The organism is Variovorax sp. 22077 (genome assembly GCF_052044195.1).
In the GTDB taxonomy this organism is placed as follows: Bacteria; Pseudomonadota; Gammaproteobacteria; order Burkholderiales; family Burkholderiaceae_C; genus Variovorax; species Variovorax atrisoli.
The window spans coordinates 88,960-114,547 of sequence record NZ_JBQEQC010000014.1; the positions used below are offsets into that span (position 1 = coordinate 88,960).

Below are 25,588 nucleotides of genomic sequence, written 5' to 3' on the forward strand. Positions count from 1 at the left end.
GGACTGCAGGCTTGCACCAGCGAACTCCCCGCGCGGGGGTGTGGATGGCGTCGGCCTCAGGCCTTGTCTTCCGGGGCGCCGTGCTTGCCTTGCTGCGTGCCGTCGGCCCGGTCGTGCCCGGGGCCAACGTGGCCGGAGTCGGCAAAAAGGCTCCATGCCGCCATGAACAGCGCCGCGATCACCGGCCCGATCACGAAGCCGTTGATGCCGAAGATCGCCATGCCGCCGATGGTCGACATCAGCACGATGTAGTCGGGCATCTGCGTGTCCTTGCCCACCAGCACGGGGCGCAGGATGTTGTCGACCAGGCCGATCACGAACACGCCCACGAAGATCAGCGTGCCGCCCTGCCAGAAATGCCCCGTGGCGAGGAAGTAGATGGCCACCGGCCCCCAGATCAGCGCCGCGCCCACGGCCGGCAGCAGCGACAGGAAGGCCATCAGCACCGCCCACAGCAGCGCGCCCTGCACGCCGAGGAACCAGAAGGCGAGCCCGCCGATCGAGCCCTGCGCGACCGCCACGGCCACGTTGCCCTTGACGGTGGCGCGGATCACGGTAGTGAACTTGTTCAGCAGGTAGTGGGTGTGCGGCTTGGCCAGCGGCAACGCGTCGCGCACCTTCTTCGAGAGATCGGAGCCGTCGCGCACAAGGAAGTAAAGCAGGTACAGCATCACGAAGAAGCTGACGATGAAGTCGAAGGTGTTCTGCCCGATGGTCAGCGCCTGGCTCGCGATGATCTGGCTGGCCTGACCGGCGGCGGCCGAGATGCGCGCCTGCCAGGCCGCCATGTCGCCGAGGTTGAAGCGCTCGACCAGGTTCAGCAGCCACTGCGGCGAGGCATCGAGGATCTGCTGGAAGTAGGCCGCGAAGTTGATCTGCCCCGACCGGATGTTCTGCGTGACCAGCGCGACTTCCTGCACCAGCGAAACCCCCACCATGGCCAGCGGCAGGATCACGATGAACAGGCAGATCGCCAGCGTGGACAGCGCCGCCGCATTGGGCTTGCCGCGCATCCTCCTCAGCAGCTTCTTGTAGAGCGGCGTGAACAGGATCGCCAGCGCCACGCCCCACAGCACCGCGCCGAAGAACGGCATCAGCACCCAGAGGAAGGCGGCAGTCACGGCGGCGAGAAGGGCGAGGAACACGCCGCGCTGGAGTTGGGGTGAGTTCATAAGTGTCTCGGACTGTAGCCGAGCGCGGCGACGGCAGGCCCCATCGGCCGGCTGCAATTCACGCGATCGATCCGGGGGCTGCTTTCTTGCATTGCGAATATCGAGATAAATCGCACCAAAGCCCGCTCGTTATTCCAGGGTGGCCGTGTTTGCGCCGGCTCGCTTCCTAGAATTATTTGCAACAAACAAAAAGAGGGAGGTGGGCGTGAGCTCAATTTGCAATTGTTATTCGTGCACGGCCATTGCTTGGCGGGCCGTGGATGTTTTGTGGTGCTTGCACGCATCGGTACATCACATGATCCGACGCACCCGAATTCGGGTCACGTCGGCAGAGGCGCCGTAATTCCGCAGGTCGGCAGCCCGGTTACATAGCCATAGCCACTTTCGCCGCCGGTACCGCAGCCGGTTCGGTGCGGCAGGCGCTGCCACGCCTCTTTCTTTCCCAATTGATTTTCGCCACGCAAACAGACGCAGTCAGGGAGACTGAACAATGGGAACAGGCACGCCCCAGCGGCCACCATCGGGCATACCTCAAGGCCAGCCCGCATCGACATCGAATGCCGAGCGAGAACCTCAGACGGCCGTCGCCCCGCTGAACACCATCGCCAAGGAAGATATCGCCGCCGCGAGCAAGGTGGTGGACGAATGGCTGCGGTCCTTCACCGGCGGTTATGTCACGCTCGAGCGGCTGACCACGGTGCTGGGCAGCATCCCGATCGTGGGCAACATCATGGCGCTGGTGGATGTTTTTCTCGACATCGTCACCATCCTCGAGAAGAAGTCGACCGATGCCGCCACCAGGTTCCTGAACTGGGCCAGCCTGGGCATCAATCTCATCGGACTGATTCCCGCACCACCCACCATGGCCGCAGCGCGCATGAGCCTGCGACCCACGCTGCATCTGGTCAAGCAGGAGCTCCTGCATGGGGCCAGGAACCTCGGCGGGACCATCGTCACCATGCTCGTGGGGCACCTGAATGCATCCATCGTCGGTGAGCTGGAAACCTTCATCGATGGAGCCATCGCAAGGCTCTCGGGCATTCTGGAAGATTGCGCGAGGCTCTCAGACGGCATCCTGGACAACCTGATCGGCATCCTTCAGCGCGTGCTCGGCGGCCAGGACCTCTTCACCGTCGCCAGGCCGGGCGCGGCGGAAGCCAACGACTACGACCCCAAGACCCAAAGCGCGTGGAGCGGCATGTGGCGCCGGGCGGTGAAGTATTCCGAAGGCACGGCCAAGCGCGCCGCCAACTACGCCGCCAGGAAGGCCGCCGCCTATCTGCCCGAAAGCGTCAGGGCCAGGGTCAACGAGGTGATCGATAGCCTGGGTGCCCTGAAGGCGGACTTCCGCAGGCAACTGGCGGACCTAGCCAACCAGGAACTGCAGGGCAGCATCATGTGGCTGCTGCGCCAGCTGCTGTCGGCCATGGCGCAGAAGAAGAGCCTGCGTGCGGCCATGGTGCCGCCCGGTGCAGGTGCCGAAGCAAGAAGAAGCAGGCCCGACACCCAGGTCGAGCACCTCCGCGTGCAGGCGCCCGTCAAGGGTGATCCCGGTTGCAAGAACTGTCCGCTTTCCGGCGCACAGGTTCCCTCTTCAAGCAAGTTCGCCATCAGCCTTGCGACCGGCTGCGAAAGCTTCACCCATGTCGACTTCGCGCTGGTTGCGCCGTTGCCGATCACCTGGGCGCGCACCTACCGCAGCAATCTTGGCGCTTTCGACGAGGGCAGCCTCGGCGCAAGATGGCTCACGCCCTACAGCACTCGCGTGGACATCGCCACGCCGGCCCAAGGTCTGCGGGCCGGCGAGCTCAGCCTGATCTACCACGGCGCAGACGGCCGCAGCCATGCCTACCCGCTGCTGGCCGTGGGTCAGAGCTACCGCGATGCCATCGAAGAAGCGACGCTGACGCGGCTGAGCGAGACGCTGTTGAGCGTTGATTTCGGCAAGGCCGCACCGGCGGGGGAGGCCGGCGACTGGCGCGAGATCTACGAGCTGGTGGATACCGCGGCTCGCAAGGTCGCTACGCAAGGCAGGCAGCACTTCCGGCTCGTCTCGCAGCATGCCGGCAAGGAAGCCAGCATCGGCCTGCGCTACGACCACGTGATCGCATCCACCGGCGAACAGGTCTTGAGCGACATCGTCAGCAAGCAGGGCGATGTCACGATGGCCCATGTGGGCACTCGTCCCGATGCGCGAAGCGGGTTGATTACCAGCCTGTGGGAGATCAAGGGCGGTCAGGTCGTGCGTCAGCTCGCCGCCTATGTGCACGACGCCGAAGGCGACCTCGTCTCGGCTCAGGACGAAAACGGCGAGACCTGGAACTACCGCTACAGCCATCACCTCGTGACCCGATACACCGACCGCACGGGCCGGGGCATGAACCTCGAATACGACGGCACCGGCGTCGATGCCAGGGCGGTGCGCGAATGGAGCGATGACGGGAGCTTCGCCCTCAGGCTGGAGTGGGACAGGAACATCCGCTTGACCTATGCGACCGACGCGCTCGGCGCAGAGACCTGGTACTACTACGACATCCTTGGCTACACCTACCGGATCATCCATCCCGACAAGCGCCAGGAGTGGTTCTTTCGCGATGAAGCGAAGAACATCACGCGGCATGTCCGTACCGACGGCAGCACCGACGACTTCAGCTACGACGCCGACGGCAACCTGCGGACACACACGCGGGCCGACGGCAGCCAGGTGCACTTTGCGCACGACAGTCGCGGACGCATGACGGGCCTGCGCGACGCCGAGGGTGGCGTCTGGACGCGCGACTACGACGCTGGCGGCAACCTCGTCGAAGAGATCGACCCGCTGGGACACAAGACCGCGTACGCCTACGACAAGGCCGGCCGGCCCGTGCGAATCACCGATGCGAAGGGCGGCATCAAGACGCTGACCTACACCCCTGCGGGCCAACTTGCCAGCCACACCGATTGCTCGGGCAAGACCACGCGGTGGGAATACGACGAGCAGGGACGCCTGGTCAAGGCGACCGATGCCATGGGCCACAGCACGCGCTATCGCTATACGAGCGCGAACGAACAGGGAAAGGCGGCTGTCGCAGCGGACGCCAACCGTCCGGGTCGACTCGAGGAAATCATCCTGCCGGACAACAGCAGCGAGCATTTCGTGCACGATGCCGAAGGGCGCCTGCTCGCGCACACCGATGCGCTGGGGCGCAGGACGCGCTATGGCTACACGCGGTCCGGCCTCGTGTCCCAGCGCACCGACGCGGCAGGGCACACGCTCAAGTACCGCTGGGATCTTCTGGGACGTTTGAGCGAACTGCACAACGAGAACGGCAGCCGTTACGACTTCCGCTACGACCCCGTGGGGCGCTTGCTCGAAGAAGTGGGCTTCGACCGCAAGACCACAAGCTACATCTATGACGACTCCACTGGGGCGCTGACGGAAGTGGTCGACGGCGGTCAAACCACGCATCTGCAATTCGACCCGATCGGCCGCCTCATCGAGCGCAGCGCCGACGGTGCTGCCGAGAGCTTTGCCTACGACCGGAACGGCCGATTGGTCAAAGCCGGCAATAGCGACGCGAAGCTTCAATGGTTCTACGACCCCGCGGGCAACCTGACGCGCGAGCACCAGCACTACCTGGAGGGCGCCCGCACCGCGGTCTGGCAGCACGGCTACGACGAACTCAACCAGCGCGTCGCGACCATCCGCCCAGACGGTCATGTGACTCAGTGGCTCACCTATGGCTCCGGCCACGTGCACGGATTGCTCGTCGACGGGCAGGAGATTCTGGGCTTCGAGCGCGACGACCTTCACCGAGAGATTGCGCGCGAACAGGGCAACGGGCTCCTGCAAAAGCAGAGCTACGACCCGGCCGGCCGATTGCTGGAGCAGCAGATCTCCCAGACCAGGCGCGACGCGCTTCAGCCCACCGGCATCCGCCGCAGCTACCAGTACGACAGGGCCGGCCAGTTGATCTCCATCGGCGACAGCCGGCGCGGCAACCTGAGCTACCGCTATGACCCCGTAGGGCGGCTGCTCGAAGCCAACAGCCGATTGGGACGGGAGACCTTCGCGTTCGATCCGGCGGGGAACATCGGCAACCCTTCTTCAGAAGCCGAAGGCACAGCGGAGCCGGCAGGCCGCATCACCCATCGCGTCCCCGTTCGCGGGGGCGCTGACGGTCGCGGCTCGGTCGGCAAGCTGATGGACAACCTCCTGAAGGACTACGCCGGCACCCGCTACAAGTGGGACGAGCGCGGCAACCTCGTCGAGCGCAGCCGCAAAGGCGAGAAGACCGTGTTCACCTGGGACGGCTACAACCGAATGCGCAGCGCCGAGACCTTCGGCGAAACCACGACCTTTAGCTACGACCCCCTGGGCCGGCGCATCGCCAAGCGCACGCGGCATGCCTGCACCTTGTTCGGCTGGGACGGCGACACGCTGGCGTTCGAGAGCACGCAGAGCACGCAGAGCACGCAGAGCACGCAGAGCACGGAGGGCACGCAGAGCACGGAGGGCACGCAGAGCACGGAGGGCTGGCGGGCGCATGCCTGGCAAGGCGACAGCGTCCACTACATCCATGAACCCGGGTCGTTCGTGCCGCTGGTGCAGATTCGACAAGCCCAGCCGGTCGTGTTGAGCCAGACGACGGATGTGAAGGCGCTGATGGCCGACAACGGCGGTCGCTACGACATTGATCTGGACCCGCTATGGAACGGCGAACAGAGTCGAACGCCCGCGCCATTCGCCAGGGAAGAGATCGGCTTCTACCAGTGCGACCATCTGGGCACGCCGCAGGAGCTGACGGATCATGAGGGGCGTGTGGCGTGGTCGGCGAGCTACAAGGCTTGGGGGGAGGCGCGGCAGGCGATCAGTGAGGCTGGACGGCGGGCTGGTTTTCGAAACTCCATCCGCTTTCAAGGGCAGTACTGGGATGAAGAGACGAGGCTGCATTACAACCGGTATCGCTATTACGACCCCTTCTGCGGTAGGTACGTAAGTCGAGATCCGATCGGCCTGGATGGCGGGAATAATATTTACCAATATGCGCCAAACCCTTGTCAATGGGTGGATCCGCTAGGCCTAGCCAGAAATGATCAGAAAAAACAAAAACCATGTCAAAGCAAGAAAAACTCTACTGAACCGAAGTTGCCTGAAAAAGTCATTGCACAAGATGGCGCGCTACGTTTGGAGCACTACGTTCGAAGCGGCGATCATGCGCCCGCTCATTTTCATTTGAGAGGTGAGGGGGGTTTGAACATTCAGATCGGACAAAATGGAAAGCCAATAAATCGATCCGAAGAGTTGACCGCCGTACAGCGGGATTTTATTCAAAACAATAAACCTAAATTAAGATCGTCTGTTGATAAAATCCAGCGGTGGCATCGATATGGAAATTTGCCTGAGGAATGTGAATGACTGATATTAAGGAAGTTTGGGTTTTTAATGGGGTTAATGCGAAATTTCCTTCGGCAGTATTTGCGATCAAGGAGGATGCTTTGGGTTGGATAAAAAAGTATCAATTAACTGGAGTTTTAACTAAATACCCACTGGGTGTTTCGGCTTATGATTGGGCGATTGAAAGTGGTAATTTCAAAATCAGGTCGGAGAGGGATTCAACGCCGGAGTTCATAGGAAGGTTCTCGAGCGCAGCGCAAGAACACATGCATTTCGAAGATGGAAATTCGGATTAATTTGGGCTGAGTTTGAGTTTCGATTTAAATTCGTAAAATTGAATTTCCCAATGATCCCGTCTGCTTGAAATTCGACTCCCTTCCCTGATGAAAATATTCCCCCGCTACATCCGTGAGCTGGATTACTTTCTTCTGGCCATGAGTGATGATGATCTGGATGACTTTCACATCAACGAAGAGAACTGTCGTTCCAGACTCTTCGATGCAATGAAAGCAGACTTTGATCGCTTTGGTCCATTGAGCAAACAGAGGGTTCTGGAAGCCATCGGGTTCATCTTGTCGTCCGGCAAATTCGAACAGTTCTGGGGCTACGTGGTCCCACAGTCCGTATCCTTGGACGAAGTCGAAGATAAGCCTGCTTACCTTCGAGCTCTGTACGAGAGGCTGTCGGGCCAAGTGCCGCCGAGATACGACTTCGGCTCTGATGTGGAGGTGGTTTCGGCCATCAACCCGCCTGGCATCGACATACGCGAGTAGCCCCAGCTACGAGACTCGACTTGGATGTGAAGTTTGTCGATACCGCTGGGCCGCATGGGGCCCACATCAGCAATGGAAACCCGACGTTCGATTCGGTGTTGGGGAAGCCCAGGCCATTAGCAGCCCATCTCTTCAGCGAGCGTGTATCTGACTGCTGCCGCCGTAGAGCGACGGATCACCAAAGGCGCATTTCCTGACGGGACACGGATCACTGCAAGCCGAGCGGCTAGATCAACTGCTCCAGCGCTGCGGGCGCAAACCCCGCGACTCACCGCCGCGCCCGCGGCAACGCCACCGGCGCCAGCGTAGCCCTCAGCCTGCTGGTCGCATCCGGCTCCGCCGCCGCATCCACCTCCAGGGCCCGCTCGACATTGCCGATGTGCTCCAGCATCAGCCGCCGCGCCCCGGCCGTGTCCCCGGCCTCTAGCGCCGCGACGATCGCGCCGTGCTCCGCGCAGGACTGCCCGGCCTCGTGCTTCGATTGGTAGAGCGTGGCCGCCAGCGTGGTCCGTGCGGTGAGGTCGCGCAGCACGTCGACGAGCAGCTGGTGCCCCATCTGCTCGGCCAGGCAGACGTGGAAATCGGCCAGCAGGAAGGCGCGGGTGGCGGCGTCGGCACCCTCGATGGCGCGCTGTTCGTCGGCGATGTGGTCGCGCAGCTTGCGGATCACCTTCGCGAGCGGCCGGCCTTCGCTGGCCTCGAGGATGCCGGCCTCGACGATGCGCCGGGCCGAGAACGCGTCGCGCGCTTCCTCCGCGGAGGGCTCCACCACGTACCAGCCGCGGCGCGACTGCACCTCGACGAAGCCGCGCGCCTGCAGCTGCATCAGCGCCTCGCGCACCATGGTGCGACTCACCGAGAAGTTCTCCGCAAGCGCCTGCTCGCCGAGCCGTTCGCCCGGCGCGAGCTTCTGCGCGAGGATGGCCTCGACGACGCGTTCGGCGATGACGGTGGGGCTGACGTCGGGGGCGGGCATGAGGCGGTCCGGTCTTTCCTGTGGTGGTCTCTTCAGTGGCTCGCGGTGTTTACCACGGCCCCGGCTTCGGCCAGCGGCTCGTCGTCGGGCGAGTAGTTGCCGTCGAGCACCGCATGGGCGCGTTCGCGGTCGATGTCGCCCTCCCAGGCGGCGATGGCCACGGTCGCCACGCAGTTGCCGATCAGGTTGCCCAGCGCGCGGGCGATGCCCATGAACCAGTCGACCGACAGCACCAGCACCAGCCCGATGGCGGGAATCGCCGGAATGGCGTGCAGCGTGGCCGCCAGCACCACGATGGCCGAGCCCGGCACGCCGTGCGCGCCCTTGGAGGTGACCAGCGCGATCGCCAGGATCGTCAGCAGGTCGGCCATCGAGATCGGCGTGTTGGTGGCCTGCGCGATGAACACGGCCGCCAGCGTGATGTAGATCGAGAACGCGTCGAGGTTGAACGAGTAGCCGGTGGGAATGACAAGGCCCACCGTCGAATCGCGGATGCCCATGCGGCGCAGCTTGGCCATGACCTGCGGCAGCACGCTGTCGGAAGAGGTGGTGGCGAAGACGATGGTGAGCTCCTCGCGCAGGTAGCGCAGCAGCTTGATGAGGCTGAAGCCCGACATGCGCATCACCACGCCCAGCACCACGAACACGAAGACCAGCACCGCGCCGTAGAAGAGGGCGACCAGCATGCCCAGCTGCTTGAGCGAGCCGATGCCGTACTGGCCCACCGTGAACGCGATGGCGCCCAGCACGCCCAGCGGCGCCAGCTTGATGATGATGCCCATGATCTTGAAGAGCACCAGCGAGAGCGCATCCACCACCACGGCCACCGGCTTGCCGCGCTCGCCCAGCAGCGTGAGCGCGCAGCCGAAGAGCACCGCGAACAGCAGCACCTGCAGCACGTCGCCAGTCGCGAAGGCGTTCACCACCGTCGTGGGGATCAGCTTCATCAGGAACTCGACCGTGCCGCCGCTCGTGAGCTTGTCGGCGTTCGAGGCATAGGCGCTCATCGCGGCCGGGTCGAGCTTGGACGGGTCGACGTTCATGCCCGCGCCCGGCTGGAACACGAAGCCCAGCACCAGCCCCATGGCCAGCGCGATGGTGGTCAGCACCTCGAAGTAGATGAGCGACTTCACGCCCACCCGGCCCACGCGCTTCAGGTCTCCCGCGCCGGCGATGCCGTGCACCACCACGCAGAACACCAGCACGGGGATGATCATCTTGATCAGCTTGATGAAACCGTCACCGAGCGGCTTGAGCTTTGCGGCGAACTCGGGAGCGACCAGCCCCACGAGCACGCCGAGCACCAGCGCGATGACCACCTGACCGAAAAGCGATTTGGCGAAGCGGGGCATGAGGAAGATCTCCTGTCAGTCTGTCTTGTCGAGGTTTTGCATGCAAGGCTTGCCATTTCTTGCATGCAAGAAATGTAGGCAAGAAGACTTCGAGGCGATCAGAGGGTATTCCCGGGCATCGCCGGGAGCGCACGACCGCGTTCGCCGACAGATCGGGCGCACGCAGCGGCTCGTTCAGAAAGTGGGCTGAGGAGTCGCTTGGAGCCGCGGAACGCAGCGCCCCGGCAGCGGTTTGGTGAGGCCGTGGCGGGTCAGGGCCGACGGCACGCCGGACAGCAAGCGGGCGCCAGACGAGCCCCGGTTCCCGGCTCAGGCGGCAACCGGCTGCGAAATGCCGCAGAGTGCGTCTGTCACCGGCCTGGTGCTTCGCTGCTTCACTGCCACGTCGGCGAGAGAGAGGATGCCCACGAGCCGCTTGTCGCGGTTGACGATCGGAAGGCGCCTGATCTGGTGGGCAGCCATGATCTGCGCCGCGTGGTCGAGGCGATCGTCTTCGTACGCCCAGCGGATGCCGGCGGACATCACGTCGCGCACCTTGGCCTTTGCGCCGCGGCCCTCCGCGATGCCGCGAACCGCGATGTCGCGGTCCGAGATCGCGCCCACCATGCGGTCGTTCTCGCCCACCGGCATCATCCCGAAGTCGCCGTCGCGCATGCGCTGTGCGGCTTCCTCGACGGTCGCATCGGGGCTGATGACCTCGACTTCGCGGGTCATCACTTCGTGGATCTTTCGCATCTGGGGGGCCCTTTCCTGAGAGTCATGGCTTGCGTGAGGCTGCGACTGCGTACAGCCCGGGTCTATTCCACTCCAGCGCCGAACGTGTAGGAGAAGCGCGGCAAAGGCAGTGGTGTCGAGGGCGACGTGAAAGAGCTATCTGCTGCGAGGTGCACCCGGGGCCTGCTCGCCCGGTGGCAGGGGCGCCGTCGGCGTGGCGGGCAGTTCCGCCGGCACTTCGAATCGCTTCTGCAGCACGTGGAAGTAGGCACCCGCCGCCAGCAGCGCGACCACTGCCGCCACGATGCCCCAGGCGAACACCCGGCGGTCTTCGCGCCGGGCACCTGCAGAGCCGCGCTCCTGCTGCATGTCGTGCATGTCGTTCACGTCGCTGGGCGCCTTCTCGTTCGCTCGTTGTTCTTCCATCGCATCACTTCGTCGTCGCCTGGAAGTCGGCCTTGCCCTTTTGCTCCTCGATGGCATCGCATGAGGTCCAACCAGCCTTGCATTCGGAACCTGCAGCATCGCCCGCGGGCGTCGCCGGAACATTCATCTGCGCACGAGTCGAGAGTGCCTTGGGGCAATGAGCGGCAGCGCAGCTGTAGGTGAGTTTCTTCATATCGATCTCCTTGGGGCGGCGGCTCTCGTTGCACCCAGAAGGGGGACCTAGGAACGGATCGGCTCCTCATTCGCCCGGCCCGATCAGTTCGCGATCAGTTCGCGGCGCACGAAACCCAGGCTAGAAAGCATCAGGGGTGCGTCGATAGGACGTGCGGCGATGCAGCCGTCAGTCCACGCCGACGCACCGCCGCGCTGCCGGACGGGTCTCACGCCAGGCTGCTGCCGATTCCCACCGAAGCCACCCATACGCGGCGCAACATGGCTGCGCACGGGAAAGGAAGCTTTCATGCAGATGCTTCAGTTATCCAGCGAACGGCGCGCACGCCTGCTGTCGCACGGCCTCCTGGCCATCAACGCGAGAAGCCAGGAGGTTCTTCAAGGGCTCACATTCGAGGAGTCGCAGTTCCTGATCGATTTCGACGATGGCGGACATGGCGCGGGCGACGCCGCTTCGAGGGAGCGCCGCGAAGAACTTGCGCTGCGGCACGAGCAGGCGCGGCTTCGCATTGCGAGGGCCGACGACGAGAGCAGTGCGGCCGAGGAGCCGCGGCCGAGCGTGGCTTCGAAGTTCTGAGGCGCTCAGGGCACGCGCTTGTTCGGCGATGCGCCGCTGGGGTTGGTGGGCGGGGCGGGCCGTTGATCCTGAATGACGGTGTCGTTGCCGGCGTAGTCCTTCTCGGCCTGTGCGCTGCATGCCGCTCGCGCCGCCGCGGCCTGAAGCTCGTCGCACTTCTTCAGGGCCGCGCGGTAGTCAGACTCTTTCCGAGCCTGCTGCGCTGCGTTGCGCGCGTTGCCTTCGCCCTTGGGCTTGCCCGGGCCGCTCGCGTCGATCTCGGCGGGCAGGGGCAAGGGCGCCCGCTGCGCTGCAGCCTGGGCCGCAGCCAGGCAGAGCGCTGCGATGGCGGCAAATATCCTGAGGTCGGGTCCGTCCATGGCGGCCTCCGCAAAGAAACCAATCTGGGCCGCGGTTGCGGGACGCCATGTCGGACGACTGCCCCTCGCGCCGACGGAAGTGATGCGGGGCGCCGGGAACACGCTGGGCGCGCTAGCGCCGCACGAACACCTCGATCTCGACGCGGCGGTTCGGCGCGAGGCAGTCGATCAGTTCGGCCCGCTTCGCGGGCTGCGTGCACTGCACCTTCGGTTCCGTCTCGCCCTTGCCCTGCACGTGGATGGCCTGCGCGGGGACGCCCGAGCGCACGAGGTAGTCGCGAACGGTCTCGGCACGCGCCAGCGAGAGCGCCTGGTTGTAGGCGGCGCTGCCGAGGCGGTCGGTGTGTCCGGTGATGCCGATCGACTCCACCGGGCCGGCGCTGCGGATGTCGCTTGCCAGCGTTTCGAGCCTGCGCCGGCCCTCGGGCAGCAGGTCGGACAGCGAGCGGCCGTCGAAGCGGAACAGGCCGTCGGCGCCGAGGGTGGTCCTCGTGGCCGGGGCCGCCGACGGAGTGGTGGCAACGGGCGCGGCCGCCACGCGCGGCGGCCGCAGCAGGTCGGCACAGCCGGGGCCCTTCCAGTACATGCCGTTCGTCAGCACGTCCGCGTTGAAGCGCACCATGTACTGGCAGGTGAGGTACTCGGGGCCGGCGCCCGTGCGGAAATGGAAGATGTAGTTCCACTCGCGCACGCCGCCCAGCCCCTCGCTGAAGTGCGGAAAGCCCAGCAGTTCGCGCACCTGGTCCTTGCCCATGCCGGTGCGCATCGCGCGCAGGGCCTCGAGATTCGGGAAGGCGCCTTGCTTCCACGTGGCCGAGCCCGGCGCGGGGAAGTCGTCGTCCCTCGGCGGTGCCGGGTTCTCCGCGGCGGCCCGGGCCTGCATCTCAGGGGTGATCGAGTAGCTGGCGCACCCGCCGGCCAGCAGCGCGGCCATGCAGATCGTGGAAGCGGTGAAAACGGCCCTGGTGCGAAGAGGCTTGTTCATGATGGAGTTCGTCCGGTTCATCTGTGTCGCCTTCCCTTCAGTTGAAGACCCATTCCGCGCCGACGGTGGCGCCCACGCCGGCACGGCTGGTGGCCACGCCGCCGGTGATGCTCCAGGCGTTGTTGTCCGCGGTGCGGCGGAAGCTCACCCCCACTGCGCTCTGGCCCTTGAAGGAGCCCGCGCCGATGCGCATGACCGTCTTGCCCGGCACGTAGCTGCCGGGCATCTGCAGCGCCATCGCGGCGGCGACACCGGCGTAGGCGTTCTTTTCCACGCCGTCGAGTCGGTCGCCCAGGGCGTTGATGCGGTTGTTCAGGCCGGCGCTGGTCGCGTTGAGCTGGTTGACGTTGACGGCATCGGTGCCCGCCACGCCCGGTGCCACGTTGTGCACCGTCACCGGACCGGTGGCATTGCTGCCGCCCATGGTCACGCTGTTGTAGTTGGTCGAGCCGTCGGGGTTGGTGTCGTACTTGACCGTGGATTGGTCGATCACCGCCACCTGGCCCTGCACGCCCCGCAGCTGCGACACGTTGACGGCGTCGCTGTCGGCCGTGCCCGCGGCCACGCCGGTGATCTGGCGGAACTGGCCGCTGGCGGCATTGCCTACCGACACGGCCGCCAGCGTGCTGGTGGTCGCGCCGATGGCGATGCGCTGCGCGTCGGTCGCGGTGGGCGGAACGTAGCCGGCCACGCCCGCCGCGGTGGACGCCACCGAGCCTGCGCCCAGCGCCACGCCCCCGGCCTGCGTCACGCTGGTGCCCGCACCGAGCGCCACGCCCTGCACGGCGGCGGCGGACGACTGCGTGCCCAGCGCGATCGAGTCGGCCAGGTGCGAGGTCGAGCCCTGGCCGATCGCGATGCCGCCCGGCGCGCTCTGCTGCACCACCGCGCCGTTGCCGATGCCGATGCCGTTGTTGCCGTTGACCACCGTCTGCGGACCGACCGCCACCGACTCCGCGCCGATCGCCAGCGAATCCGCCGCCGTGGAGTTGGCGTGGAAGTACTGGATCGGCGTGACCGCGAAGGACTGCAGCGCGCCGCTGAGCTGGCGCAAGGTGACCGCGTCCTGCGCCTGCGTGCCGTCGGCGACGTTGGTGATCTGGCGGTAGGTGGTGGCGCTGCCCACGGAGAGGGCGCCCAGCAGCGTGCGGTCTGCAGTGTTGAAGGGGATCAGCGAACTGCCCGCGGGGATGTTGCCGGTGCCGGCGGCGATCGCGCGGTCGGAGACGGAGCCCGAGCCGATGGCGACGGCGCCGTCGATGGTGGCGCTGGCATCCTTGCCCACAGCCACGGCGTCGGGCGCCTGTGCACCGTTGTTGTTTTCGTTGCCGCCGCCGGTGGACTGGACGCTGAAGTACCTGATCTTGTTCGCGGTGACCGTGCTGCTCAGATTCTCGATCGACTGATTGGTGGCGAACAGCTGTGAGCCGTTGATCGCATCGGTCGAGGAGCCGGAAATCCTGCCGGCCGCCACGTTGGTGATCGTGCGTTCGCCGCCGACCGTGCCGACGCTGACCGTACTTGCTGGCGTGGTGCCGGCGAAGTTGTAGGTCGTGCCGTTGATCACCGTGTTCGCGGTGCCGACTGCCACGTCCGTCACAGAACCGGAGCCCAGCGCAACGGCACCAGCGTTGTTGGCCACGGCGTTCGGCCCGATGGCCACGGAATCCGTCCCCAGCGCCTGCGAGTCGGGTTGGGTCGAGTTCGCGTGGAAGTACTTGATGCCTGCACCGGCGTTGATGTTCGTGATGTCTGTCGTGTTCTTCGTGACCTGAAGGTTCGTGGCGTACAACTGCGAGCCGTTGACGGCATCGGTCGAGGTGTCGGAGAGCCGGCCCGCGGCCACGTTGGTGATCGTGCGCTCGGCGCCGGGAGCACCGATGCTGACCGTGCTGCCCGGAGCAGCGCCGGCGAACTTGTACGTCGTGCCGCCGATCACCGTGTTCGCGGTGCCGACTGCCACGTCCGTAACAGAACCGGAGCCCAGCGCCACGGCGCCGGCGTTGTTGGCCACGGCGTTCGGGCCGATGGCGACGGATTCCGCTCCCACCGCCTGCGAGTCGGGCTGGGTCGAGTTGGCGTGGAAGTACTTGATGCCGCCGCCGGCGTTGATGTTGGTGATGTCGGCGGTGTTCTTCGTGACCTGAAGGTTCGTGGCGTTCAGCTGCGAGCCGTTGATGGCATCGGTCGAGGTGTCGGAGATCCGGCCGGCCGCCACGTTGGTGATCGTGCGCTCGGCACCCACGCTGCCCACGCTCACGGTGCTCGCCGGCGTGGTGCCCTTGAAGTTGTAGACCGTGCCGCCGATGGTCGCGCTGGGCGTTCCCACCGCTGTCGCGGTGACCGAACCGGAGCCCAGGGCGACGTCACCCGCATTGGCCGCCGCCGTCGCCGCATCGCCGACAGCCACGCTGCCCGCCTTGCCGATGGCACCAGCGGTGGAGCCATTGCCCAATGCCACCGACCCTTGGCCGATCGCCTTGTTGCCATTGCCGATGGCGACCGCGCCATTGGCCTGGTTGGCGGCAGTCGCCGAGGCCGTGCCGTCGCTGTTGGCGATGTTGTCCGCGCCGCCGACGAAGGCACCCGTGCCGCTCGCGAAGCTCGGGTCGCCGATGGCCACGGCGCCGTTGCCGTAGGCAGTGTTGCCGGAGCCGATCGAGACCGCCTTGCCGCCTGTGGCGGTGGCGTTGGTGCCGATCGAAACCGCCTGGGCCGAATCCGCCCGGGCGTTGCTGCCGACGGCGATGGTGTTCAGGGCCGAGGCGGTGGACAGGCGGCCCACTGCGATCGCTTCCGTCTGGGTCGCGGAGGACTCACCGCCGACGGCAATCGCATTGGTACCCGCTGCATTGGCGCCTGCGGTCGCATTGCCGCCAAGCGCCAGCGATCCGGTTCCCGAGGCGCGTACGGCGTTAGCTGCGGTGGTGCCGCCCGAGCCGAGCGCAGTGGCATTGTCGGCAGCCGCGTTCGTCCGCGTACCGATCGAAAGTGCGTCGACGCCGCCCGCGCGGTTTGCGAGACCCATGGCGATAGCGCGAGTCTGGGACGCCTCCACGTCCGTACCGACGGCGATGGCGCCCTCGGCCGTGGCGCCCGTTCCCGGCACCGTGCGCGAGCCAAGATTGATGGAATTGAGCTTTGATGCGATCGACTGGAAGCCGATCGCAATGGCATTCTGGGCAGCCGCGTTGGCGCTGTTGCCTTGCGCGATAGTATCGAGCGCGAGCGCGTTTGCGCGGTATCCAAGGGCGACGCTGCGCAGCCCGGTCGCCGTCGTATTGAAGCCGATGGCGGTCGCGTATGTATTGCTCGCGGTCACGTCCGTCCCGATTCCGATCGCGCTCTCGCTCAGGGAACCTGTCGCCGGGGCGGTGCGAGCGCCCAGATAAACGGAGTTGACTCCCGAGGCCTTGGCTCCGGCGCCAACTGATATGCCGTTGAATGCCGAACTTGCAGCACCGCCACCTACTGCAACACCACCCTCCGCTCCCGCAATGGCCTGCGCCCCCATGGCGATGCCATTCTTTCCAGTTGCTTGCGACTGCACGCCGATTCCGATAGCCGACAAACCGCTGGAGGTGACGTCGGTGCCGATGGCGACCGACGACTCGGCGGTCGCGCCCGTGCCGGGCGCAGAGCGAGCACCCAGGTAGAGCGCATTGACCGCCGAGGCGATGGCGTTGTAGCCGAGGGTCGTGGCATTTATCTGCGTACTGAGGGCGTTGAATCCGATGGCCGTAGCTCCGCCCATCGTCGCCTGGGACTGGAACCCCGCGCACGTCGAACTGCCGCTGTAGACAAAGTACGGCGACACCGTGCAGTTCGCCTGCGCCTGCGCCATCGAGGCGCCTCCGAGTCCGCCCAAGGCCATCAGCGCACTCATGACCCCCGCGCGAAAGTGCCCCGAAGGGCGCAAGGTGAGCGCGCGGGGCGTGGTTGCCACCCGGGTTCCGCTGCGTTTTCCCCCAGCGGAAGTGATCTCGGACGCCGCCACCCAGGCGCCGAGGGATTCGTTCCACAACGAACGATAAGTCTTGTTCATGAGCCCCGTCCCATCCATTTAAAGGTAGTTGAATAGCCAAAAGCCATCCGGGCTCCCTGTGCAATTCGAATTATTTTTTGCAGGCAAATCTTATGAAATGAAATGGTGGCGGCCGTCTTTGTTGTCTCATTTTGGAGTCATTTTGTCGAAGTTATTCGAAAATTAAATCGAGCTGAATATGCGAATAGTAGTATGAAGATACTCAATGAATTATTTTTTACAATATTAATCATTTCGGATATTAGCTATAAGTTGTAATCAGTATTTTTCAAAATGAACGATTTATGAATATATTGATTTTTCATTGAAATGCTGATTCGCCTAGGGGCAGCGGCTCGTCATGAGCACGAGTGGGCATCGAGAATCGGCTGGTTTCGGTGTATCCCGTGGCATGCCGCGATAATCCTGGCCGTTCTGAAATGCCGATGCCTTTTCAGATCCTCACTACTTTTTTTGCTCTCTCGTCATGTCTTTCCACTCTGCATTTAGGGCATCCACAGCTCTCGCATTCGGCCTGGCGCTGACCCTGCCCGCCATGGCTCAAATCAGTGCATTGGCGCCGCCTATGCAGTCCGACCTGAAAGACATCCGAATGAAAGCGATCACCAGCCTGCCCAGGGCCGGCGGCAGCGCCGGCGACCGCGACGGCTGCCCTTTGAGCGTGATCGAGCCCAGGTCGGCAGCGGCGAAGCTGGTGGCAGCGCAGGGCTGGGCCGTGATGGCGGACGTGCCGCTGGGCGCCTATCGCGCCGTCAGCTTTGCCGGCCGGATGAAGGCCGGCACGAGCGGCACCTGCAGCATCACCCAGGGCAACGTGGCCGTGTTCGACGGCGACAGGCTCCTTGCGCTGGCCTACGGCAAGTCGGACGAAGACACCGCCATCGGCAACCTGACGCCGCTCGAAGGCGGCAGCGTGCGCGTATGGAGCGGCGGCATCGTCGGCTCGCCCGTGGGCGACCTGCGCGTGGAGGCCGACGGCACCGTGCGGCTGGGCAGGGTGGCCGACGAGGAGACCGTCTGCCGCGGCCGTGCCAGCGTGCCGAACGTCTACGGCATGCCGATCGACAAGGCCCGCAAGGCGCTGGCCGACAAGGGCTGGAAGCCCGTTCGCGTCAAGCCCGACGGCGAGTCGCGGCAGGCCGGGTTGATCAGGCGTGGCATCGTCGAGGTCGAGTCCTGCGCGGGTACGGGCCTGGCCTATTGCAGCTTCAGATACACCGGCGCGGCGGGCACGCTGTCGCTCGTCACCGCAGGCGAAGAGGGCCTTCCGCACACCGTCGGCTACGACGTCAAGTGCCGCTGAACACGATGAAGAAGATGAACATGACCAAGACCCGGTGCTTCTCCCTGCACGCCGCGTGCGTCGCCCTGCTGCTTGCCGCCGCAGGCCCCGCCCACGCCATCGATTGCAGGAAGGCCGGCAACCGCGTCGAGCACATGATCTGCGCCGATGCCAGGCTCAAGGCCGCCGACGCGGAAATGGGCAAGGCCTATGCAGCCCTCGTGCAGCAGGCCGGCAACGACGCCGAACTGCGCGCGATGCTGGTGCGCAGCCAGAAGCGCTGGATCGAAGCGCGCGACACGCGTTTCGACTCGCCCATGGACTACCCCGGCGCGCCCGACGCCGCCGCCTTGCCCCGCAACCTTCTGCAGGAAATGCGCCGCCGCACCCGCACGTTGAGCGAGCCCGGCAAGACCGACCGCGCCGTGCCGCGCCTGCTCGAAGCCGCGCAGGCGCAGCGCAAGTTCCTCGCGCAGTTCACAGGCGGCCCCTTCGCTGGCTTCGCGACCTCGTGCGACTTCCTGCCCGGCGGCCAGCAACTGAGCTACGGCTGCTTCAGCGACCGCAGCTACCAGCACCACGAGCGCGTCTGCACGCTGCGTGACGACTGGGCCAGCGGCAGCTACTACCAGACGCGGCTCGTCGGCAATGTCGTTCAGGGCCGCCTGCAGCCCGTCGCTGCATGCGGCGACGGATCCGAGGGTGGCAGCCCTTGCCCCGAGGCGGATGGCAGCGGCAGGCCGGGCGCGCGCTGGAACCTCCAGCCGGGCATTGCGGCATCGACGCCGAAGCCTTCGCCCAAGCTCGATGCGGAAGCCGAACTCGAGGCCGACGACACCGCCTGGCTGCGGGCCTGCCTGACCGACGCACGCTATCCGCAGAGCGCGGCGCGCTGACGCCAGACGCCGCCAGCCGCCAGGCAGCGCGGCGTTTCGGGGCGGCCCTTGCCTGCGCACCTACATCGGCTGTCCTGCCGTTCCCACATCCATTGCGATGGCAGCGCAAAAGCATGGGTTCCGGATCGACCACCGCCCCGGAGCGCAGCCTTGCCGACATCGTCCACCCGCACCAGCAACCGCAAGCGCTCGCCGGCGGCCAGCGGAGCGCGGGGCGACATCCGCATCGGAATCTCCGGCTGGCGCTATGCGCCCTGGCGCGGGCGCTTCTATCCGGCAGGGTTGACGCAGCGCAACGAGCTCGCCTTCGCCTCGCGCATGCTGCCCAGCATCGAGCTCAACGGCTCTTTCTATTCGCTGCAGCGCCCCGAGTCGTACGAAGCTTGGCGCGACCAGACGCCCGACGGATTCGTGTTCGCGGTCAAGGGCTCGCGCTACATCACGCACATGCTGCAGCTCAAGGACGTGCGCCCGGCTCTCGCCAACTTCTTCGCCTCGGGCGTGCTCGCGTTGGGCGCCAAGCTCGGTCCCATCCTCTGGCAGCTGCCGCCGAGCATGCGCTACGACCCGGAGCGCATCGACGCATTCCTGTCGCTGCTGCCGCGCGACGCCAAGGCCGCCGTCGCGCTCGCGCGCGAGCATGACGAGCGCATGGAGGGCCGGTCGTCGCTGAAGGCGCCGCGCAGCCTGCGCATCCGCCATGCGATCGAGGTGCGCCACCGCAGCTTCGCCGACCCCGATTTCATCGCCATGCTGCGCCGCCACGGCGTGGCCCTGGTGGTGGCCGACACGGCGGGGCGCTGGCCGCTGCTCGAAGACCTGACCGCGGATTTCGTCTACATCCGGCTGCACGGCGACAAGGAGCTCTATGCCAGCGGCTACGGCGATGCGGCGCTCGACCGCTGGGCGCAGCGTATCGAGGCATGGAGTCGGGGCCACCAGGTCGGCGACGCGCGGCTGGCCTCGGATGTCGCCGCGCGGCGGGGAAAACGCGATGTCTACTGCTACTTCGACAACGACATGAAGGTGCATGCGCCATATGACGCGGCGCATCTGGCGAAGCGGCTGGGGCTTGTGACGGGCTTCGGGCCCGACGACTCGTCCATCGATGAAGCCGCATCGGCCCTGCCGAAGAAGAAGGCCAGCCGCCGGGAATGAGAGAGAGGGGGAGAGCAGCGCGGCCGGCTCGCCGTGCGGCGCATTCTTCTTCAACTACATTGCCCGCATGACCGAATCCCTGCCGGGCGAAGCGCCTGTCTACCTCGAAGCCGCAGCGAGCGGCGAATTCTTCGAACTGCACGAACACGACAATCGCCTGCGCGTGCGCGCCGGCGCGATCGGCCGGCCCTGTCTCGTGCTGCACGCCGGCTTCGAGTCGCCAGACAAGGCACATGCCCATCGCCAGCGCCTGCTCGATGCCTGGCGCGCCCGCGGCTTCGTGGAGTGTCCGCCATTGGCGCAGGTGCTCGAAGGCAGCGTCGCCGAAGAGCTGCATTGCGACGGCCGCGTGCCTCATCCGCTGCTGGCCCCGTTCTTCCAGATCGACGGCGCCGACGAACTGCAGGGCCAGCCCCGGCGGCTCGCGCTGTTTCGCGACGGCCTGCGCTGGCATGGCGACTTCGACCTGGAACGCATCGCCGAACTCGGCCTGTACGCGGGCGTCATCGTGGCCGGCGATGTCGACGTGGACGGCGTGTTCAGCCAGCTCACCCACACCTATCCGCGCCACGTGCTCGTGGGTGGCGACGTCCGTGCCGCCAGCTTCGGCCACGGGGACAGCCACATGCGCGTGCTCGGCGACGTGCGCGTGCGCAACATCGTCTACGGCGAGTACAACGACGGCAGCCTGCGCATCGATGGCGCCGTACATGGCCGCGCGTTCATCTCCGCCGACCATGCGATGCACGTCAAGGCCGGCTGCCATGCACCGGTGTGCGACTGGAACAGCGGGCAGAACTGGTCCGACTGCCTCCATCCGGGCCTGTTCGAGGCGGACGATCCGCAGGAGGCCGAGACCGGCGCCATGATTTCCCCCGACGCCATCCGCACCTTCATGCGAGAAGGCCGCGACCCGTTCCGTGATGGCACGCAGCCGGCGATGGACGAGTCGCCGCGGGCCACAGCGGAGCCTTCGCCGCTTCCACCGCCTTCATCGTCCTTTGCAGAGCGCCTGTGCGAGTGCGTCGAGGCCGGCGACACCGAAGCGATCACACAGCTGATCGAAACCTGGCCGCAGCGCGACGAGGAATGGCAGCAGGCCCTGACCGGCCGTCTTTTCGCGCCGAGCACCACGCCGCAGCAGCGTGTGCGGTTGAAGGCGGTGCAAGGCCAGGTTGTCTCCCGCACATGATCTTCGACCGCGACACCTACCGCCGCTTCTTCGACGGCTACTTCATCCGAGACTGCACCATCGGCATCGAGGACGGCCGCCTCGGCTTCCTGCTGTTTGAGGAGCAGGAAGACAAGGACCATGACGAGCCGTTCAAGGTCCGGCTGCTCGCCGTCAAGCTGGCGAATCCGGTCGAGACGCGGTTCTTCGCGCTGACCACCCAGGCGCTGGGGCTGGGCTGCGATCTGTCTAGCGCCTGGGCGCCAGACCATTCGGAGTTCGTCTCGGTGGGCATCGGACGGGAGACGCTGGCCTACAAGCCGAAGGTCCACAAGGGGCAGGAGGCAAGCATTCCTTTTCATGGCGCAGGCGAGCCGCATCCGGTGTCAGGGCTCCAGTACGACAGCATCGTGCTGCGCACCGCACGCGCCGGCACCACGGTGTTCTCGGTCGGTGCGCCGTTCCGGGTGTACGAGCGGCTGGGCCCTGAACAGTGGCGCGAGCACATGGAGATCCCGCTGCCCGAAGGGCTTGGCAGCACGGAGCCTGATGTTGCGGACGACACCTTGTCGAACTCGAACTTCAATGATCTTGCCGGCCTTTCTGCGCAGGACCTGTACGTGGTCGGGTCGCGTGGCGCCGTCTGGAGACGGCATGAAGGGCTCTGGAAGCAGCTGCCCTTTCCCTCGACACTGGATCTGAAGACCGTGGCTGTCGCGCCCGACGGCACGGCCTATGTCACCGACGAACGCGGCCACGTATGGCAAGGGCGCGACGACAGCTGGCGTTGCCTGACTCCGAAGCCACACAGCGAAAGCTTTCTCGACAGCGCCTGGTTCGCCGGCCGGCTCTGGTGCACTGGCAGGACGGGCGGCTGCTACGTGCTGCAGGGCAGCAGGATGGTGCTGGCCATGGATGCGCGCCGGCAGCCGATGCCCCATGACTACTCGCTGGTATCGCAGCGGCTGGATGTGTCGCCGGATGGCCGCAGGATGCTGGTTGCCGGTTGGCACGGGGCACTGGAGTTCGATGGCGAGCATTGGACGGTGCTGTTCTACGGCGAGCCCTGAGCCCGGCTATCCACCAGCTGCTAGGCTCGCGTGCTCATCCCCGCGAGAAGCTTCTCACCCATGTCCAGCAACAAGTTCCAGATCGGCAAGTGCGCGTTCGAGTTCGCACCGGATACCCAGGTCGTCTTCGAGGACGACGGCATGTCCTTCGAGCTGAAGGCACGGCCCGTCGCCTTCGACAAGGCGCTGCACGCGCCGCCCTTCGACCCGGAGGGCTCCGACAATCCTGCGCCGGGGCAGATCGCTCCTTCGTTCCGCTCCTCGACCTTTCACTTCTACGACAACCACGACACCCCGCAGCGGCGCGTGCGCTACCTGAAGGACCAGCCGACGCACGGCTTCTACATGTGGGAGAAGGGCTTCGCGTACGGCACGCGCTTCTTCGGCGAGATCGACCTGCGGCCCGACCGGATCGCGATGCACGGCCTGCTGCGGCACGACTACGAGACGGACGAGGAGGGCGCCGCGGTGGATGTGGTGTGGCACTGCACGCCCGGAGAAGTGGAGCTGCGCCAGCACACCTACGGCAGCCTCGAGGAGGCGATGGCCGCGCCGCCCGAGCGCGTGCGCCGGCTGCTCGTCGGCGCATGGGACGCCCGCTGGCACGACGAGCTGCTTCGCTTCACGCAGCTCGAGTTCCTGTCGATGCAGGCCCTGTGGACCGGCGATGCGGAGAGTGCCGTCAGGGTCTTGCCGGAATCGCTCTGCACGCTCACGCGCCTGCGCGAGTTGCATCTGCGAAGCAGCAGCATCACCCGCCTTCCCGAGAACCTGGGTGCGCTCGAATCGCTGGAGGTGCTTTCGCTGCAGCATTGCCGGCTCGAAGCCTTGCCCGACGGCATCGGCAAGCTCGCGCGCCTGAAGAGGCTGCTGCTGGACGGCAACCAGCTCAAGACAATTCCCGAGTCGGTGGGCCATCTGCCGGCGCTCGAACTGCTGAGCATCGACGGCAACCCCTTCGAATCGCTGCCGGCTTCGCTGCAGAACATCGAGAAGGTCAGCATAGAGAAGAAGAACGAGGCGCTCTTCCGCGACATCCGCTATCGACCGGAGTTGGAGATCTCGGTCGATCGCGAGGCCTTCATGGCCCGCAGCAGCCCGCGAGCGGCGGCGCTGCTGGGCGATGCCCTCGCGCGACATGGGCTCTCGAACTACGCAGGGCCGCTGCGGCGCCATGCACGTCAGACGCTGCGTCTGCGCACCACCGAGCCCGAGGACTACGCGACGCCCGGCAGCACGCGCATCGGCGGCACGCCGGACCTGCCCCCCGGCCTCGACTACCCGAGCACCGACGGAAAGCTTTGGCGCTTCTTCGCGCAGATCGATCTCGCCGCGATCGCCGCGCTGCAATCGTGGCTGCCGCGCACCGGCCGGCTCTACTTCTTCTGCGAAGGGCAGGAGCATGGCGACGGTGTGCGCGTCCTGCATTCGGATGCGCCCGCTGCCGAACTGCGGCCCCATGCCTGGCCCGAAGGAGCGGAGTTCGCCGATGGCTTCGACGTGGGCGACGCGCACGCGGGCTACAAGGTCGAGATCGACTCCACGGTGTCGGTGCCGAATCTCTACAACGCAGGCGGAGGGCGCCTCATCGGCGAAGACGCCGTGCTGCTCGAGATCGAGGGGGACGACGAACTGCAGGAGGCCTGGTGGGCGCTCGAGGCCGAGCTCACCGGCGACGACGAGCGCAGGAACGGCGCGCACCTGATGAATGCCCATGTGTTCACGCAGCACGAGAACCCGCAGGAGCAGGCCTCGCGCGAGAAGGGCGGGCTGCCCGAGGAGTGGATCAACCTGCTGACGCTGCGGTCCGACGACAAGCCCGGCTTCTGCTTCTGGGACGCCGGCACCTTCACCTTCAGCATCCACGAGAAGGACCTGGCGCTCGGTGATTTCTCGCGCGTGCACGGTAGCCTGGAGAGCAGCTGAAACGGCCTTGCCGATGCGGACTAGAACTTTCGCAGTCCCGCCTGCGTTGTTCTTTCGCAATACCCGCATTTCGCCGCGCCAGATGGGACATCGGCGCGCATTCCGATACCTAGAATCGCGCCGGTCCGGGCGTCCGCCCGGCTCTGCCACTCCGGAGAAACCGCGATGTCCTTTTCGTTCGGTGCCGTCGTCGTCACGTACTTTCCCACCGACGGGCAACTGGCGAATCTCCATGCGCTTTCACGTATGTGCCCGCGCCTGTGCGTGGTCGACAACACGCCGCAGCCCGGCGACTGGCACTGCAAGATCGCCGAAGAACGGGTCGCCGTGCTGCACAACGGCAACCGCGGCGGCATCGCGGGTGCCTTCAACTGCGGCATCGCCGCACTCGAAGCGCAGGGCTCGGAACTCTTCTTCCTTCTCGACCAGGACTCGGTGCTGCCGCCGGGCTACTTCGAGGCCATGTGCGAGGCGGCGGAGAAGGCACAGGGCATGGCTGAAGGCGAGGGCAAAGACGACGCCGCCTTCCTGATCGGCCCGCTCGTGCACGACACCAACCTCGATGCGCTGATCCCGCAGTTCGGCCTCCAGGGCAAGCGCGTCTACCAGTTCGACCTGCGCAAGCCCTTCAACGAGCCGCTGATGCGCTGCGCCTTCATGATCTCCTCGGGCTCACTGATCTCGCGCGGCGCATGGGCCAGGCTCGGCCGTTTCGACGAGCGCTATGTGATCGACCACGTCGACACCGACTACTGCATGCGCGCGCTGCGCAGCGAGGTGCCGCTCTATCTCAACACGCAGGTGGTGCTGCACCACCGGATCGGCGAGCTCGAGGCGAAGTCGCTCTTCGGCTGGAAGATCTACGTCATCAACTACCCGGCCGTGCGGCGCTACTACATCACGCGCAATGCGCTCGACCTCTCGCTGGCGCACATGCGCGCCTTTCCGGCGATCCTGTTCATCAACGTCTACACGCTCAAGCAGATCCTGCCCATGCTGATCTTCGAGCGCGACCGCCTGAGGAAGAGCGTCGCGCTGCTGGTCGGCTGCTTCGACGGCCTCTTCGGCAGACTGGGCGGTATCCGCGAAGCTCGCCCGCGCGTTGGCAGGTACCTGAGCCGCAGCGGGTGAGGGCCC

General features: G+C 65.7%; 20 protein-coding genes and 1 pseudogene. 11 read left to right on the forward strand and 10 right to left on the reverse strand.

All coding sequences use genetic code 11. From position 1 onward, the window contains the following. Positions 1-56: 56 nt before the first annotated feature. Complete coding sequence (locus ACTJLF_RS20740) at positions 57-1,172, reverse strand: AI-2E family transporter (RefSeq protein WP_126183289.1); 1,116 nt, start codon at positions 1,170-1,172, stop codon at positions 57-59. A gap of 490 nt (positions 1,173-1,662) precedes the next feature. Here ACTJLF_RS20740 and ACTJLF_RS20745 point away from each other — a divergent pair, with 490 nt between their 5' ends. From ACTJLF_RS20745 to ACTJLF_RS20755, 3 genes are all read left to right on the forward strand, one after another. After that, a complete protein-coding gene (locus ACTJLF_RS20745; protein WP_440883841.1) occupies positions 1,663-6,570 on the forward strand; it encodes an RHS repeat-associated core domain-containing protein in 4,908 nt (1,635 codons plus the stop codon). Further along, the gene (locus ACTJLF_RS20750; RefSeq protein ID WP_132801065.1) at positions 6,567-6,845 is read left to right on the forward strand and encodes a DUF7710 domain-containing protein; all 279 of its coding nucleotides are present in this window, start codon (positions 6,567-6,569) and stop codon (positions 6,843-6,845) included. Before ACTJLF_RS20745 ends, ACTJLF_RS20750 begins: the two co-directional genes overlap by 4 nt. 87 nt (positions 6,846-6,932) lie before the next feature. Then, positions 6,933-7,322 (forward strand): hypothetical protein, encoded by a 390-nt coding sequence (locus ACTJLF_RS20755; protein ID WP_132801068.1) that lies wholly within the window; start codon positions 6,933-6,935, stop codon positions 7,320-7,322. 268 nt (positions 7,323-7,590) lie between these two features. Here ACTJLF_RS20755 and ACTJLF_RS20760 read toward each other — a convergent pair whose 3' ends face one another. The 5 genes from ACTJLF_RS20760 to ACTJLF_RS20780 form a co-directional block, all read right to left on the reverse strand. Next, positions 7,591-8,298 (reverse strand): GntR family transcriptional regulator, encoded by a 708-nt coding sequence (locus tag ACTJLF_RS20760; RefSeq protein ID WP_019657009.1) that lies wholly within the window; start codon positions 8,296-8,298, stop codon positions 7,591-7,593. 32 nt (positions 8,299-8,330) lie between these two features. Beyond that, on the reverse strand, positions 8,331-9,650 hold the full coding sequence (locus tag ACTJLF_RS20765) for a C4-dicarboxylate transporter DctA (protein WP_132801071.1): 1,320 nt from the start codon (positions 9,648-9,650) through the stop codon (positions 8,331-8,333). Between the two features lie 309 nt (positions 9,651-9,959). Next, complete coding sequence (locus ACTJLF_RS20770) at positions 9,960-10,385, reverse strand: CBS domain-containing protein (RefSeq protein ID WP_019657011.1); 426 nt, start codon at positions 10,383-10,385, stop codon at positions 9,960-9,962. Between the two features lie 135 nt (positions 10,386-10,520). Next, complete coding sequence (locus ACTJLF_RS20775; RefSeq protein WP_440883842.1) at positions 10,521-10,790, reverse strand: hypothetical protein; 270 nt, start codon at positions 10,788-10,790, stop codon at positions 10,521-10,523. 4 nt (positions 10,791-10,794) lie between these two features. Then, a complete protein-coding gene (locus ACTJLF_RS20780) occupies positions 10,795-10,983 on the reverse strand; it encodes a hypothetical protein (RefSeq protein ID WP_132754939.1) in 189 nt (62 codons plus the stop codon). A gap of 288 nt (positions 10,984-11,271) precedes the next feature. Between ACTJLF_RS20780 and ACTJLF_RS20785 the strand changes: the two genes are divergently transcribed. Then, entirely contained in the window at positions 11,272-11,559 is a 288-nt protein-coding gene (locus tag ACTJLF_RS20785; RefSeq protein WP_132801073.1) for a hypothetical protein, read from the forward strand. 5 nt (positions 11,560-11,564) lie between these two features. Here ACTJLF_RS20785 and ACTJLF_RS20790 read toward each other — a convergent pair whose 3' ends face one another. The 4 genes and pseudogenes from ACTJLF_RS20790 to ACTJLF_RS20805 form a co-directional block, all read right to left on the reverse strand. Then, positions 11,565-11,918 (reverse strand): hypothetical protein, encoded by a 354-nt coding sequence (locus ACTJLF_RS20790; protein WP_354327916.1) that lies wholly within the window; start codon positions 11,916-11,918, stop codon positions 11,565-11,567. Between the two features lie 112 nt (positions 11,919-12,030). Then, positions 12,031-12,903 carry an OmpA family protein gene (locus ACTJLF_RS20795; protein WP_440883843.1) on the reverse strand — a complete coding sequence of 291 codons (873 nt, stop codon included), beginning with the start codon at positions 12,901-12,903 and terminating at the stop codon, positions 12,031-12,033. Between the two features lie 37 nt (positions 12,904-12,940). Then, positions 12,941-16,777 carry a YadA-like family protein gene (locus ACTJLF_RS20800; RefSeq protein ID WP_440883877.1) on the reverse strand — a complete coding sequence of 1,279 codons (3,837 nt, stop codon included), beginning with the start codon at positions 16,775-16,777 and terminating at the stop codon, positions 12,941-12,943. A gap of 54 nt (positions 16,778-16,831) precedes the next feature. After that, a pseudogene (locus ACTJLF_RS20805) lies at positions 16,832-16,966 on the reverse strand (ESPR domain-containing protein); the annotation flags it as partial. 574 nt (positions 16,967-17,540) lie between these two features. Between ACTJLF_RS20805 and ACTJLF_RS20810 the strand changes: the two are divergent. The 7 genes from ACTJLF_RS20810 to ACTJLF_RS20840 all read left to right on the forward strand — a co-directional run bounded on the left by ACTJLF_RS20810 (position 17,541) and on the right by ACTJLF_RS20840 (position 25,582). After that, positions 17,541-18,251, forward strand: coding sequence for a PASTA domain-containing protein (locus ACTJLF_RS20810; protein WP_207902263.1), 711 nt, complete (start codon positions 17,541-17,543; stop codon positions 18,249-18,251). 5 nt (positions 18,252-18,256) lie between these two features. Beyond that, the gene (locus ACTJLF_RS20815) at positions 18,257-19,126 is read left to right on the forward strand and encodes a lysozyme inhibitor LprI family protein (RefSeq protein WP_440883844.1); all 870 of its coding nucleotides are present in this window, start codon (positions 18,257-18,259) and stop codon (positions 19,124-19,126) included. Between the two features lie 150 nt (positions 19,127-19,276). Beyond that, positions 19,277-20,284 carry a DUF72 domain-containing protein gene (locus tag ACTJLF_RS20820; RefSeq protein WP_440883845.1) on the forward strand — a complete coding sequence of 336 codons (1,008 nt, stop codon included), beginning with the start codon at positions 19,277-19,279 and terminating at the stop codon, positions 20,282-20,284. A gap of 67 nt (positions 20,285-20,351) precedes the next feature. Further along, the gene (locus ACTJLF_RS20825) at positions 20,352-21,476 is read left to right on the forward strand and encodes a hypothetical protein (protein WP_440883846.1); all 1,125 of its coding nucleotides are present in this window, start codon (positions 20,352-20,354) and stop codon (positions 21,474-21,476) included. After that, entirely contained in the window at positions 21,473-22,525 is a 1,053-nt protein-coding gene (locus tag ACTJLF_RS20830; protein ID WP_019657022.1) for a hypothetical protein, read from the forward strand. Before ACTJLF_RS20825 ends, ACTJLF_RS20830 begins: the two co-directional genes overlap by 4 nt. A 60-nt stretch (positions 22,526-22,585) precedes the next feature. Next, positions 22,586-24,451 carry a DUF1963 domain-containing protein gene (locus tag ACTJLF_RS20835; protein ID WP_440883847.1) on the forward strand — a complete coding sequence of 622 codons (1,866 nt, stop codon included), beginning with the start codon at positions 22,586-22,588 and terminating at the stop codon, positions 24,449-24,451. Between the two features lie 165 nt (positions 24,452-24,616). Continuing rightward, entirely contained in the window at positions 24,617-25,582 is a 966-nt protein-coding gene (locus tag ACTJLF_RS20840; protein ID WP_440883848.1) for a glycosyltransferase family 2 protein, read from the forward strand. Positions 25,583-25,588 lie beyond the last annotated feature (6 nt).

Bases quoted from the DNA above. Each gene is read 5' to 3' on its own strand.
- ACTJLF_RS20825 (WP_440883846.1), top strand. From the start codon at position 20,352: ATGACCGAATCCCTGCCGGGCGAAGCGCCTGTCTACCTCGAAGCCGCA.
- ACTJLF_RS20760 (WP_019657009.1), bottom strand. From the start codon at position 8,298: ATGCCCGCCCCCGACGTCAGCCCCACCGTCATCGCCGAACGCGTCGTC.
- ACTJLF_RS20810 (WP_207902263.1), top strand. From the start codon at position 17,541: ATGAAAGCGATCACCAGCCTGCCCAGGGCCGGCGGCAGCGCCGGCGAC.
- ACTJLF_RS20755 (WP_132801068.1), top strand. From the start codon at position 6,933: ATGAAAATATTCCCCCGCTACATCCGTGAGCTGGATTACTTTCTTCTG.
- ACTJLF_RS20745 (WP_440883841.1), top strand. From the start codon at position 1,663: ATGGGAACAGGCACGCCCCAGCGGCCACCATCGGGCATACCTCAAGGC.
- ACTJLF_RS20815 (WP_440883844.1), top strand. From the start codon at position 18,257: ATGAAGAAGATGAACATGACCAAGACCCGGTGCTTCTCCCTGCACGCC.
- ACTJLF_RS20780 (WP_132754939.1), bottom strand. From the start codon at position 10,983: ATGAAGAAACTCACCTACAGCTGCGCTGCCGCTCATTGCCCCAAGGCA.
- ACTJLF_RS20765 (WP_132801071.1), bottom strand. From the start codon at position 9,650: ATGCCCCGCTTCGCCAAATCGCTTTTCGGTCAGGTGGTCATCGCGCTG.
- ACTJLF_RS20750 (WP_132801065.1), top strand. From the start codon at position 6,567: ATGACTGATATTAAGGAAGTTTGGGTTTTTAATGGGGTTAATGCGAAA.
- ACTJLF_RS20790 (WP_354327916.1), bottom strand. From the start codon at position 11,918: ATGGACGGACCCGACCTCAGGATATTTGCCGCCATCGCAGCGCTCTGC.
- ACTJLF_RS20800 (WP_440883877.1), bottom strand. From the start codon at position 16,777: ATGGCCTTGGGCGGACTCGGAGGCGCCTCGATGGCGCAGGCGCAGGCG.
- ACTJLF_RS20795 (WP_440883843.1), bottom strand. From the start codon at position 12,903: ATGAACAAGCCTCTTCGCACCAGGGCCGTTTTCACCGCTTCCACGATC.
- ACTJLF_RS20770 (WP_019657011.1), bottom strand. From the start codon at position 10,385: ATGCGAAAGATCCACGAAGTGATGACCCGCGAAGTCGAGGTCATCAGC.
- ACTJLF_RS20785 (WP_132801073.1), top strand. From the start codon at position 11,272: ATGCAGATGCTTCAGTTATCCAGCGAACGGCGCGCACGCCTGCTGTCG.
- ACTJLF_RS20775 (WP_440883842.1), bottom strand. From the start codon at position 10,790: ATGGAAGAACAACGAGCGAACGAGAAGGCGCCCAGCGACGTGAACGAC.
- ACTJLF_RS20740 (WP_126183289.1), bottom strand. From the start codon at position 1,172: ATGAACTCACCCCAACTCCAGCGCGGCGTGTTCCTCGCCCTTCTCGCC.
- ACTJLF_RS20840 (WP_440883848.1), top strand. From the start codon at position 24,617: ATGTCCTTTTCGTTCGGTGCCGTCGTCGTCACGTACTTTCCCACCGAC.
- ACTJLF_RS20830 (WP_019657022.1), top strand. From the start codon at position 21,473: ATGATCTTCGACCGCGACACCTACCGCCGCTTCTTCGACGGCTACTTC.
- ACTJLF_RS20835 (WP_440883847.1), top strand. From the start codon at position 22,586: ATGTCCAGCAACAAGTTCCAGATCGGCAAGTGCGCGTTCGAGTTCGCA.